The sequence below is a fragment of the Pseudomonas thermotolerans DSM 14292 genome, from assembly GCF_000364625.1.
Taxonomy (GTDB): Bacteria; Pseudomonadota; Gammaproteobacteria; order Pseudomonadales; family Pseudomonadaceae; genus Aquipseudomonas; species Aquipseudomonas thermotolerans.
Window position 1 is genome coordinate 25,782 of sequence record NZ_KB822625.1, and the last position, 10,699, is coordinate 36,480.

The window sequence follows — 10,699 nt, forward strand, 5'->3', positions numbered from 1 at the left end:
GGCTCCGGCAGTCAGCTCTGGCGCAGCGCCAGCCGCGCCTCGTCGAACTGCAGCGGCCAGTCGCGGCGGGTGAACACCTGGCCCTGCTCGCGCACCCGGCGCACCTCGGCCAGATCCAGCTCGGCGTACAGCCAGCGGCTCTCGCTCGGGCAGAGCTCCGCGCTCTCGGCGATCACCCCGCTGCTCGGCATGCCGCGATCCGGCGGCACGTAGAGGGCGGCGCGGCCGATGTTCTCGTCCAGCGCCGGCGACCAGGGCGCCAGCCCCACGGTGGGCGCCTGCAGCACGGCGATCTGGTTCTCCAGGGCACGGGCCTGGGCGCCAACGCGCACTCGGTGGAAGCCCGCCTCGGTGTCGGTGCAACTCGGCGCGAGGATCAGATCCACCCCGGCCTCGGCCAACCGGCGAGCCAGCAGGGGAAATTCGTTGTCGTAGCAGATCAGGATGCCCAGGCGCCCCAGCTCGGTATCGAACACCCGCAGCCCCTGGCCGGCGGCGATGTCCCACTGCTCCAGCTCGAAGCGGGTCATGATCAGCTTGTCCTGGCTGCCCAGGTTGCCTTCCGGGCCGAACAGCCAGGCGCGGTTGCGGTAGCGGCCGTCAGCGTCGAGCACCGGCAGGGAACCGGGCTGCAGGTAAACATTCAGGCGCTGCGCCAGGCCCTCGCAGAGCTCCAGCCAGCGTGGCAACAGCGGCTGGATGCCGGCGATGGAGGCCTGCAGGTCGCCACGCTGCTCTTCCGGCAGCTGGCCGCTGAGCACCAGCCCGGCATATTCCGGGAGGAGCAGCAGACGGGCGCCCTGCCCGGCAGCCTCCTCGCAAAGCGCGCTGAGGTGCGCGGCATAGGCCTCCCAACTGGTCAGCAGATCGATGTGGTATTGACAGGCGGCCAGGCTGATCACGCGGCGATCTCCTTCAGCCAGAACGACATGGGCTTGGCCGACTCTTCCTGCTCGTCCAGGTCGCGCCAGTGGTATTCGGTGTGCAGTTCGGGGTGGTGGCGATAGCCGCGGCGCGCCCAGAAATCATTGAGCGGCTGGTAGTCCGCCGGCCGCCGCGGGTGGTCGGCGGGGCGCTGCACGGCGCAGAAGGCGCAATGGCTGAAGCGCCCCAGGGCGCGGGCATGGGCCTCGCGCTCGGCGAAGAAGCGCACCCCCAGGCCCAGACCGCGGTACGCCGGGAGCAGCAGCGACTCGCCGAAGTAGAAGATCTTCGCCACCTCCCAGCCGGCGGCGACGAAGGGCCGTTGGAACTCCACGGTCTCGTCGGCCAGCGGCAGGGCGGTGGAGGCGCCGACCACCCTGGCCTCGTCCAGCACCAGCACGCAGAGGCTGTCCGCCGAGCGCGCGTAGGTATCCAGATAGCGAGCCTCGTACTCGAAGTCGCCGTCGTACAGATAGGGGAACTCACGGAATACAGTGATGCGCAGACGCGCCAGGTCAGCGATATGGGGGACGATCTCGGCCCCCCGGAGCAGTCGGATATCCATGGATGGAGTCGTTGGGCAGCAGCAGGATGACGCCGACAGACATGCCGGCCAGGAGCCTTGACCTTATCATACGCACCCTTTGCGCTTCTAAGCCCATAACGACAGGAGTATTCCCATGAACGCCACCGAACTGGTGCAGGCCTACTATGCAGCCTTCAACGCCGGGGACATGTCGTCCTTCCTCGACCTGCTGACCGATGACGTGGTGCACGACATCAACCAGGGCGAACGCCAAGTCGGCAAGGCCGCCTTCGCAGCCTTCATGGAGAAGATGAACCGCTGCTACCGCGAGCGTCTGGAGGACATCGTCATCATGCAGAACGCCGACGGCAGCCGCGCCGCCGCCGAGTTCACCGTACATGGCCAATACCTGGCGGACGACGAGGGCCTGCCGCCGGCCCAGGGCCAGACCTACGTGCTGCCGGCCGGCGCCTTCTTCGAGCTGCGCGACGGCAAGGTGGCGCGCATCAGCAACTACTACAACCTCAACGACTGGATCGCCCAGGTCAGCTGAGGTTCAGGCCTCCCGTGGGCTGAGCAGCACGGCCAACTCGTCGACCTCCTCCGCCCAGTCCGAATCCTCCTGCAGCGCCTCGCGCAGGAACTCGGCCTGTGCCTCGTTCCAGAACGGCGCATCCGCCAGCGCCTGGCCAGGCTCCAGCCGGTGGCTGGCGATGAAATGGTCAATGCTGGTCCGGTCGTCCGGCAGTCCCAGTTGGGCGAACAGGGTCGCCAAGTTGTGCGGCACGGTGTCCATGGCTTGCATCCTCCGGAAAGGGGTGGCTGGTTTCTGCCAAGGAAGACTAGCCGCCAGTTCTCTCCACTGCCTGCTCAGTGACTGATCCGGGTCCCCAGCACGGCGAGGAAGGCAGCCAGCCAGGCGGGATGGGCCGGCCAGGCCGGGGCGGTGACCAGATTGCCCTCGACGTGAACGCCGCTGACCTCCAGCTCCACGTATTCGCCGCCAGCCAGGCGCACTTCCGGCGCGCAGGCCGGGTAGGCGCTGCACTCGCGGCCTTTGAGGATGCCGGCGGCAGCCAGTAGCTGGGCACCGTGGCAGATGGCGGCGATCGGCTTGCGGGCTGAGTCGAAGGCCTTCACCAGCTGAATCACCTGATCGTTCAGGCGCAGGTATTCGGGGGCGCGACCGCCGGGCACCACCAGGGCGTCGTAGGCGTCGGCCTCGACCTTGTCGAAGTCGAAGTTCACCGCGAAGTTGTGCCCTGGCTTCTCGCTGTAGGTCTGGTCGCCTTCGAAATCGTGGATCGCAGTGCGTACGGTTTGCCCTGCCCGCTTGCCGGGACACACCGCGTGCACGGTGTGGCCCACCATCTGCAGGGCCTGGAAGGGCACCATGACCTCGTAGTCTTCGACGTAGTCGCCGACCAGCATGAGGATCTTTTTCGCAGCCATCGGGAGTCTCCTGGTTTGCTCGGAACGGAAGGCGCCTAGACGACGAGCGTCGCCCGGGCGCGGGCATTCTTCGATCCTAGCGCGTTCTGTCGATGGCGGGGGCAGGAATCGGCGACGGGCGGCAGGAGCCGGCCGGCCAAGGCGCGACTACGCGACTAGTCGAACAGCCGCGACCAGAAGCTCGGCTGCTCCGCTTTCGGCCGGCTGGGGGGCAGGTGCTGCGGCGGCCGGACCTGGCGGGTCGCGGCGATCTCACGCTCGCCCAGTTGCGCCGAAACCAACTGCAGTGGCCCCTCGGCGATGGACGGCTGACCATTCTGCGGCGGCGGGTTGAGCTCGTCGTAGCGCAGGTAATAGGTGCCGCCAGCCTCGGTCTCCAGAGTGAACGCGGTGATTCTGGTGAAGTCGAAGAGTCCGTCGGCGAACAGGGTCCAGTAGCTGCCGAGCAATGGCCGACGCATCTCCACGTGGTAGCTGGCGCCGTCCAGCTCGAGGGCCAGATAGCCGTTGCTCGGCAGGGCGCCGACCAGGCGGCCGTCGAGGAACAGACCGGGGGCCTCCAGTTCCTGGTCGGCCCAGCGGCTCTGCGGCCGGTAGACATAGACCAGCGCATGCCCGGCGTCGCTGCGGGCATGGGCCTGGAAGACCGGGCCGTCGAGGCTGCCGAAGAAGCCGCCGGGCGTCGAGCAGCCGGCCAGGAAGGTCAGCAAGAGAACGGCGAACGGCAGATGACGGCGCATGGCGACTCCTAGGCAGGGTGAGAAGTCGAGCATAGTCGGACCGGTGCGGCACGCCCCCCCGACAAAAGTGCGGTCTCAACACCGGACGGTGACACAAGCGGTTAAAGAGTGAACCGCCCGGCGGTCCCGCAGGAGGCGGCCAGACTATTATCCTCAGCACTTTCGAACCTCGCCCATTCGGCGTTTGCAAGGAGGAACCGATGCTTCTGCAATGGCTGCTCACCCCGCTGGCCGTGCTGGGCGCCTGCGTGCTGGCCGGTCTCTCCGGCAGCATGGCGAGCAGTCTGGCCGGCTTCTGGCACCTGCCCGCTGCCGGCTTCAGCGCCGCCTTCGCCGTGGTACTAGTGGCCTACCTAGCCGCGCCCCGCCATCGGCTGGCGAGCGCTCTGGTGGCCCTGACCGCGGGAGCCCTCGTCGCTTCGGTCCTCCTCGAACCGGCCTTCTATCCAGAGAGTTACGGCGCGCGAGGCGCCTACCAGCCCAGCCACCTGCCACTGATCGCCACCTGCCTGGGTGGCCTGGCGGGCCTGCTGGCCAGCCTGGGGATCCGTCGCTGGAGCGGACTGCGCTGACCGCCTGGATTGTCCAGCCCGGGGCAACCCGGTAGCTTTGCACCATCCCTCGTCCGTCACCGAATGCCCATGGAAAGCCTTCGCCAGCACATCGAAGCCCAGGTCCTCAGCCTCACCGGCCTGTCCCTCGGCGGCATCGACTTCGAGTCCCCGCCTGGCGACCCCGGCCTGTTCGGTCCGGAATCGGCCTGCTGGCAGGTACACGGCGACTTCAGCAGCATGCTGATCGGCGGCATCAGTGCGCTGCTCCTGCAGATGCTTCATCCCCTGGCCCTGGGCGGAGTCTGGGACCACTCCAACTTCCGCCAGGACATGCTCGGCCGCCTGCGCCGCACCGCCCAGTTCATCTCCGGCACCACCTACGGCGCGCGCGCCGATGCCGAGCGGCTGATCGAGCGTGTGCGGCGCATCCACGCCGGGGTGGTCGGCAGCCTGCCGGACGGCCGCCCCTACGCCGCCAACGATCCGGACCTGCTGACCTGGGTACACGTGGCGGAGGTCAGCTGCTTCCTCAAGTCCTACCTGCGCTATCGCAACCCCGACTTCCCGGGTCACGAGCAGGACCGCTACTACGCCGAGATCGCACTGGTCGCCGAGCGTCTCGGCGCCCGCGAGGTGCCGCGCTCGCGCCGCGCGGTGGCTGACTACCTGCAGGCCATGCGCCCGCAGCTGGTCTGCGACGAGCGCACCCGCGAGGTGGTTCGCATCCTCCTCTCTGCCCCGGCGCCCAGCCCATTCGCCCGTCCCTATGCGGCGCTGATGATGCAGGCCGGCATCGACCTGCTGCCGGACTGGGCCGCCACCATGCTCGAGCTGCGTCAGTCGCCGCTCAAGCGCCGGCTGATCCGCGGCGGCGTGCACGGCAGCGTGCCCCTGCTGCGCTGGGCGGTGCGCAACGGCTCGCTGCACCGTGCGCGGCGGCGCATGGGCCTACCGCCGCTGCACTGAGCCATCCGGTCGGCAAGCCGCTAGTCCCGTCGCGCGGATTGCCGTGCCATACTCCTAGCCGTTCCCCAGCAAGGAAACCGACGCCGAGCCATGTACAAAGGACTGAAACGCGCCGCAGGCGCGCTACTGATCGCCCTGGGACTCTACAGCCTGCTGGGCTTCCTGATCCTTCCGGGGATCGCCCTACACGTCATCAACCAGCAGCTGGCCAAATACGCCAAGGTACCGGCCAGCCTGGAACGCCTGGAACTCAACCCCTTCAGCCTGGAACTGACCCTCTGGGGCCTGCGCATCGGCGACGGCGAACAGCCCCAGGCCGGCTTCGCGCGGCTCTACGCCAACCTGCAGGCGGACAGCCTGTGGAGCGGCGTGCTACACCTGGCGGCGGTGGAACTGGAGAAATCCCACACCGAGGTGCGGTTCGCCGAGGACGGCACCCTCAACCTGACCCAGCTGTTCGCGCTGCCGCCCGACGAACCCCAGGCGGAGGACGAGCCGCCCGGCAAGCCCCTGGCACTGCGCATCGACCGGATCGCGCTGATTGAGGGCGGCCTGCACTTCCAGGACCTGCGCCCCAGCGAGCCGGTGGAGTTCCTCTACGACTCGCTCAACCTGGAGCTGAAGAACCTCAGCACCCTGCCGGACGACCAGTCGGCCATGACCCTGGTGGCCAAGGGCCCCCATGGTGGGCAGATCGACTGGACCGGCGAGCTCAGCCTGAGCCCGCTCGCCTCCAGCGGCCACCTGCAGATCAGCGACGGCGACATGCGTGCCTTCTGGCCCTACGTGCGCGATGCCCTGCCCCTGGTACTGGAGCAGGGCAAGCTGAGCCTGGCCACCGACTACCGGCTGAACCTCGCCAGCGGCACCGAGCTGCAGCTCGACCAGACCCGCGTGGAAATCGCACCCTTCGCCATCAAGGCGCCGGACGGCCGGCCGCTGGTCAACCTGGAGCGCCTGGAGGTCAGCGAGACCCGCTTCGACCTGGCGAAGCAGGAAGTGGTGGTCGGCAAGATCCGTAGCCAGAACCTGGAAACCTGGGCGGCCCGTGAGAAGGACGGCCAGCTCGACTGGCAGAAGCTGTTCGCCAGCCAGCCCGGCAGGCAGCCCGAGAACCCCGAGCAGCCCGCGGCAGCGGCCGAAGAGCCCGCCGAACCGGCCGACGCCGGCGCGCCCCAAGCGTCCCAGGAGGCCGCCAAACCCTGGCAGGTGCTGCTGGTCGACACCCAGCTGCGCGGCTACCGCATCCACCTCGCCGACCGCCAGCCACAGCAGCCGGTGACCTTGGAGGTCGGCCCGCTGAACCTCGATCTGAGCAACTTCGACAGCCTCAACCGCTCGCCCTTCAGCCTCAAGCTGGATACCGGGATCGGCAAGCAGGGCAAGCTCAGCGCCCAGGGCGAGGTGAACCTGGAGCCGGTCAAGGCCCGCCTGAAGGTCGCCACCCGCGACCTCGACCTGCGCGTCGCGCAGGCCTACATCAGCCCCTTCATCCGCCTCGAACTGCGCAGCGGCATGCTCGGCAGCGACCTCGACGTCGACCTGACCGGCACCGAGCCTCTGGCCTTCAGCGTGCGCGGCCGCGCCGAGGTGAACCAACTGCACACCCTGGACACCTTGCGCGAGCGCGACTTCGTCAAATGGCAGAAGCTCAGCCTGGAGGGCCTCGCCTACCAACACTAGAAAAGCCTGGAGATCGCCAAGATCAGCTTCCAGCAGCCCTATGCCCGGGTGATCATCAACGAGAACCAGACCACCAACCTCAACGAGCTGCTGGTTCCCCAGCCAGCCCCCCCGCCGGCCGCCAGCCAGCCGGCCGGCGAACCGCTGGCCATCCGCATCGGCGGCATCAGTCTCCACGACGGCTCGGCCAACTTCGCCGACTTCAGCCTGCGGCCCAGCTTCGCCACCGCCATCGAGCAGCTCAACGGCAGTATCGGCACCCTGGACAACCGCAAGCCGCAGGCCGCCAAGGTGGAGATCCGCGGCCGGGTGGACCGCTACGCGCCGGTGAGCATCCTCGGCAAACTCAACCCCTTCGACCCGCTGGACAAGCTCGACCTGGCCACCAGCTTCAAGAACGTCGAGCTGACCACCCTCACCCCCTACTCCGGCAAGTTCGCCGGCTACCGCATCCGCCGCGGCCGCCTCAACCTCGACCTGCACTACCAGATCGAGAAGAAGCAGCTCAAGGCGGAGAACAAGGTGGTGGTCGAGCGGCTGCAGCTGGGCGAGCGGGTCGACAGCCCGGACGCCGTGGATCTGCCGATCCGTCTGGCGGTAGCCCTGCTCAAGGACACCGAGGGACGCATCCAGATCGAGCTGCCGGTGGCCGGCAACCTCGACGACCCGCAGTTCAGCGTCATGCCGATCGTCTGGCAGACCCTGCGCAACCTGGTGCTGCGCGCCGCCCAGGCGCCCTTCAAGTTCATCGCCGGACTGGTCGCCGGCGGCAGCGACGTCGACCTCAGCACCGTCCCCTTCGCCCCCGGCAGCAGCAGCCTGGACGGCACCGCCCGGACACGCCTCGACACCCTGGCCAAGGCCCTTCAGGAACGTCCCCTGCTGCGCCTCGAAGTGGAAGGCATGAGCGCCCAGAAGGTCGACGGCGCCCTGCTCGCCGAGCAGCGCCTGCAACGCGAGTTCCGGAGCACCTGGTACAAGATCCTGCAGCGCCGCGGCGACAAGCTGCCGACCGATCCTGACCAACTGGAGGTCCCGGAGGACGAACAGGGTCCGCTGCTCGAGGCCATCTACCGCGCGCGCCTGAAGCAGCAGCCGCCGGCCGAGTGGCGGGAACTGTCGCGCGACGAGCGCAGCGCCAAGCTGCGCGAAGCAGTGCTGCAGTCCTGGGGCGAAAGCCAGCTGCTCCTGCGCCAGCTGGCCCAGGCCCGGGCCGCGGCCATCAAAGACTACCTGGTGGACAAGGGCGGCCTGACGGACGAACGCATCTACCTGACCGACGTCAGCCTCGGCGAGCCCGAGCCGGACGGCAGCGTGGCCACCGCGCTGCACCTGGACAGCGAATAGCCGCGGCGGGGCTTCGGAGCCTGTGGTCCGCCCGATTCCGGGTTCGGGGCGGACCTGCTAGGCTAGCCCCATCACGCTCACTGGACAGTGATGCCCCATGAGAACGCTGCCCCTGCTTGCCCTCGTCCTGCTCCCAGCGCTGGCCACCGCCAGCAGTACCCTGCGCTGCGACAAGGGCATCGTCAGTATCGGCGACCGAGCCAGCGAGGTCATCGCCAAGTGCGGCAAGCCCAGTGAGCGCAGCTTCATCGGCTACACCTACAGCGGCGGCGGCGACCAGTCGGTGGAAGAATGGGTCTACGGCCCGCGCAGCGGCGGCATGGTCTACTTCCTGCGCTTCGAAGGCGGCCGCCTGAAGAACATCGACAGCAAGCGCGGCAACTGACCCCCCCATGCTGATCCTGCCGGCCGAGCACCCGCTGGACTGGAAGAAGCCCCCACTCGTCACTCTGCTGCTGATCCTCCTCAACGTCCTGGTCTACTTCGGCTACCAGGGCGGCGACCGGCAGCGCCTGGAACAGGCGGTACACCTCTACCTCGACGGCGGTCTGCTGGAGCGGGAGCGGCAGATGTTCCTCGAACAGTTCACCAGCCGCCGCAACCTGGATCTCGACCAGCGCCAGGCCCTCGCCAGCCTGCCGCGCCAGCAGCTGACGGCCCTGCTGCTGACCGACCTGCAGTTCGAGCAGCACCTGCACCGGAAGCCCGCCTACCAGGCCGACACCGCCTGGCAGCAGGCCCGCCAGCGCGCCGAGGCGGCACGCGACCGGATCAGCATCTACCGCTTCGGCTTCATCCCCGCGCAGTTCAACCTGCCGGGGCTGTTCGCCGCCATGTTCCTGCACGGCGACTTCGTCCACCTGGCCAGCAACATGCTGTTCCTCTTCCTGTTCGGCTTCGCCCTGGAGATCGCCCTGGGCCGCTGGCGCTACCTCGCCCTCTACCTGCTCGGCGGGGTGGCCGCGCACCTGCTCTGGTGGGCCCTGGATCCAGCAAAGCCTGAAGTTCGGGTTCCACGGCCTGCGCGATCAGTTCCGCAGGCGCCTTGCGCAGCAGCTCAGTCAGCGGGTCAACAGGATACGCCTTCCTCCCATTACTCCATACACCAGAAAACACCTTAACTGGCGCAGGATCAGGACCGGGCGCGGGCTGCCAGAATGTTTTTCATACCCAGGGCCATTATACCCAGCATCAGCCCAAGCATCAGGCCCAGAGCCATCACCAGAGGTGCCTTGACGGCAGGCTCCACTTCAAGCCGGTGCAGGTCGTAGGCAGCGGCCAGGAAGTCAGATCTGTTGCCAATGGGGGAACGGGCTATGGCCTGCTCAATCCTCTCTATATCCCTGTTGCGCTGAATTTCGTCGATTTTCATCCGCATATCGGGGACACCTGAAATATAGGACTCTTCATCAACACGAGACTTGATCAGCTCAATCTCCTTGTCAATCGCCCTGTAGCCCCGCAGGTATTCCGGAGCGTCCCGTTCAATGGTAGCCAGACCGACCGAGCCGATTGAAACTTCCTGACCACTCAGGGTGTTTTTCTCAATATTCAGCTCATGGGCGATGGAGGACTGCTCTTTCAAAAAGGCCAGGCGTATTTCCAGACCTTTGTTATACTGAACTTTCAGGCTCTCTATCCTGTTTTCCAGATCCTGGAGGTTATATGCCCTTTTGTTTTTCAAATACTCAACTTTTCTCTTCAGGTACTCGCTAAGATCCGACCAGACATCCTGATCGGCCGTTGACAGAATACCACCCAGCATCTCTCTGAACTGGTCAGCATCCCGGCCCTTGTAATTAATGGTATAGTAGGTAGGAATGTTCGATTTTTTTTCTTTATCCTGAGGGTGGCGTGTGATCTCGAAATTCTCCATCCGCTCGATGATTTCAAGCTGGATATCCGCTATCTCTTGTTCCTTGGCGTCTGCCTGGACCTGATCACGAAAGGCGTTGTAAACAATATCGCTTTTCTCCAGCTTTTCGATAAAGCGGTCCAGCAGCTCACCCTTGCTTACGGCGATAATCTTCTCCTGATTCAGCTCGGCATACCTGTCAAAATGGGAGCTTGGTATAGAATGGATCTCAAGCTCAGCCTTAAATTGACCTGAGCTGATCCAAATATATCCAGCGGATAATATGCCTGAGATAAGAATGAAAGCAGCAATAAACCATCGGCCACTCCAGATTGATATGATTAGTTCCCTGATGTCAATTTCATCATCAGTGTTATAGGTGGTTATGTTTTCTTTCATCTTTATTCAGTCTTTTCCTGTTGAAAGGTTGATGTTGGTAAAGCCATAGGATGAGGTGCCATAGCAGCAATGGCAGGTCCTGACAGCTTTATGGATGGTCTGAAGTAGCCACGTATTTCTGGCCGACTACAGACCTCGCTGTTTTTTGAAGCAGTCCATCGATCAAAAACTGCTCAGATCGACTACTTATGTAGGGCTTTTAGCCGCTACGCGTACCCCGTAGCGGCTATTCGCCGTGTTACAGGCGCACCTC

At 65.7% G+C, this 10,699-nt stretch carries 10 protein-coding genes and 2 pseudogenes; 6 read left to right on the top strand and 6 right to left on the bottom strand.

What is annotated here, in order from left to right; translation table 11 throughout:
* Positions 1-11: 11 nt before the first annotated feature.
* Both H165_RS0116355 and H165_RS0116360 read right to left on the bottom strand, forming a co-directional pair.
* A complete protein-coding gene (locus H165_RS0116355; protein WP_017940022.1) occupies positions 12-902 on the bottom strand; it encodes a carbon-nitrogen hydrolase family protein in 891 nt (296 codons plus the stop codon).
* Positions 899-1,489 carry a hypothetical protein gene (locus H165_RS0116360; protein ID WP_017940023.1) on the bottom strand — a complete coding sequence of 197 codons (591 nt, stop codon included), beginning with the start codon at positions 1,487-1,489 and terminating at the stop codon, positions 899-901. Before H165_RS0116360 ends, H165_RS0116355 begins: the two co-directional genes overlap by 4 nt.
* A gap of 115 nt (positions 1,490-1,604) precedes the next feature.
* On the opposite strand from H165_RS0116360, the gene H165_RS0116365 reads away from it, so the two are divergent.
* Complete coding sequence (locus H165_RS0116365) at positions 1,605-2,003, top strand: nuclear transport factor 2 family protein (protein ID WP_017940024.1); 399 nt, start codon at positions 1,605-1,607, stop codon at positions 2,001-2,003.
* 3 nt (positions 2,004-2,006) lie between these two features.
* Here H165_RS0116365 and H165_RS0116370 read toward each other — a convergent pair whose 3' ends face one another.
* The 3 genes from H165_RS0116370 to H165_RS0116380 all read right to left on the bottom strand — a co-directional run bounded on the left by H165_RS0116370 (position 2,007) and on the right by H165_RS0116380 (position 3,642).
* The gene (locus H165_RS0116370; protein WP_017940025.1) at positions 2,007-2,246 is read right to left on the bottom strand and encodes a DUF2789 domain-containing protein; all 240 of its coding nucleotides are present in this window, start codon (positions 2,244-2,246) and stop codon (positions 2,007-2,009) included.
* A 74-nt stretch (positions 2,247-2,320) separates the two neighbouring features.
* Positions 2,321-2,902 carry a DJ-1/PfpI family protein gene (locus tag H165_RS0116375; RefSeq protein WP_017940026.1) on the bottom strand — a complete coding sequence of 194 codons (582 nt, stop codon included), beginning with the start codon at positions 2,900-2,902 and terminating at the stop codon, positions 2,321-2,323.
* Between the two features lie 155 nt (positions 2,903-3,057).
* Positions 3,058-3,642: a DUF2846 domain-containing protein gene (locus tag H165_RS0116380; RefSeq protein WP_017940027.1), complete on the bottom strand. Its 585-nt coding sequence runs from the start codon at positions 3,640-3,642 to the stop codon at positions 3,058-3,060.
* A gap of 200 nt (positions 3,643-3,842) precedes the next feature.
* Between H165_RS0116380 and H165_RS0116385 the strand changes: the two genes are divergently transcribed.
* From H165_RS0116385 to H165_RS20010, 5 genes and pseudogenes are all read left to right on the top strand, one after another.
* Entirely contained in the window at positions 3,843-4,214 is a 372-nt protein-coding gene (locus H165_RS0116385) for a hypothetical protein (RefSeq protein WP_017940028.1), read from the top strand.
* A 69-nt stretch (positions 4,215-4,283) separates the two neighbouring features.
* Positions 4,284-5,162 (top strand): oxygenase MpaB family protein, encoded by an 879-nt coding sequence (locus H165_RS0116390; RefSeq protein WP_017940029.1) that lies wholly within the window; start codon positions 4,284-4,286, stop codon positions 5,160-5,162.
* A gap of 90 nt (positions 5,163-5,252) precedes the next feature.
* Positions 5,253-8,192 (top strand): annotated as a pseudogene (locus tag H165_RS18715) (DUF748 domain-containing protein).
* 97 nt (positions 8,193-8,289) lie between these two features.
* Positions 8,290-8,577 (top strand): DUF2845 domain-containing protein, encoded by a 288-nt coding sequence (locus H165_RS0116400; protein ID WP_017940032.1) that lies wholly within the window; start codon positions 8,290-8,292, stop codon positions 8,575-8,577.
* A 487-nt stretch (positions 8,578-9,064) separates the two neighbouring features.
* A pseudogene (locus H165_RS20010) lies at positions 9,065-9,130 on the top strand (hypothetical protein); the annotation flags it as partial.
* Positions 9,131-9,324: 194 nt separating this feature from the next.
* Here the strand turns inward: H165_RS20010 and H165_RS0116410 are convergent.
* Positions 9,325-10,446: a Wzz/FepE/Etk N-terminal domain-containing protein gene (locus tag H165_RS0116410; RefSeq protein ID WP_017940033.1), complete on the bottom strand. Its 1,122-nt coding sequence runs from the start codon at positions 10,444-10,446 to the stop codon at positions 9,325-9,327.
* Positions 10,447-10,699 lie beyond the last annotated feature (253 nt).

Bases quoted from the DNA above. Each gene is read 5' to 3' on its own strand.
- H165_RS0116360 (WP_017940023.1), bottom strand. From the start codon at position 1,489: ATGGATATCCGACTGCTCCGGGGGGCCGAGATCGTCCCCCATATCGCT.
- H165_RS0116365 (WP_017940024.1), top strand. From the start codon at position 1,605: ATGAACGCCACCGAACTGGTGCAGGCCTACTATGCAGCCTTCAACGCC.
- H165_RS0116370 (WP_017940025.1), bottom strand. From the start codon at position 2,246: ATGGACACCGTGCCGCACAACTTGGCGACCCTGTTCGCCCAACTGGGA.
- H165_RS0116375 (WP_017940026.1), bottom strand. From the start codon at position 2,902: ATGGCTGCGAAAAAGATCCTCATGCTGGTCGGCGACTACGTCGAAGAC.
- H165_RS0116380 (WP_017940027.1), bottom strand. From the start codon at position 3,642: ATGCGCCGTCATCTGCCGTTCGCCGTTCTCTTGCTGACCTTCCTGGCC.
- H165_RS0116385 (WP_017940028.1), top strand. From the start codon at position 3,843: ATGCTTCTGCAATGGCTGCTCACCCCGCTGGCCGTGCTGGGCGCCTGC.
- H165_RS0116390 (WP_017940029.1), top strand. From the start codon at position 4,284: ATGGAAAGCCTTCGCCAGCACATCGAAGCCCAGGTCCTCAGCCTCACC.
- H165_RS0116400 (WP_017940032.1), top strand. From the start codon at position 8,290: ATGAGAACGCTGCCCCTGCTTGCCCTCGTCCTGCTCCCAGCGCTGGCC.
- H165_RS0116410 (WP_017940033.1), bottom strand. From the start codon at position 10,446: ATGAAAGAAAACATAACCACCTATAACACTGATGATGAAATTGACATC.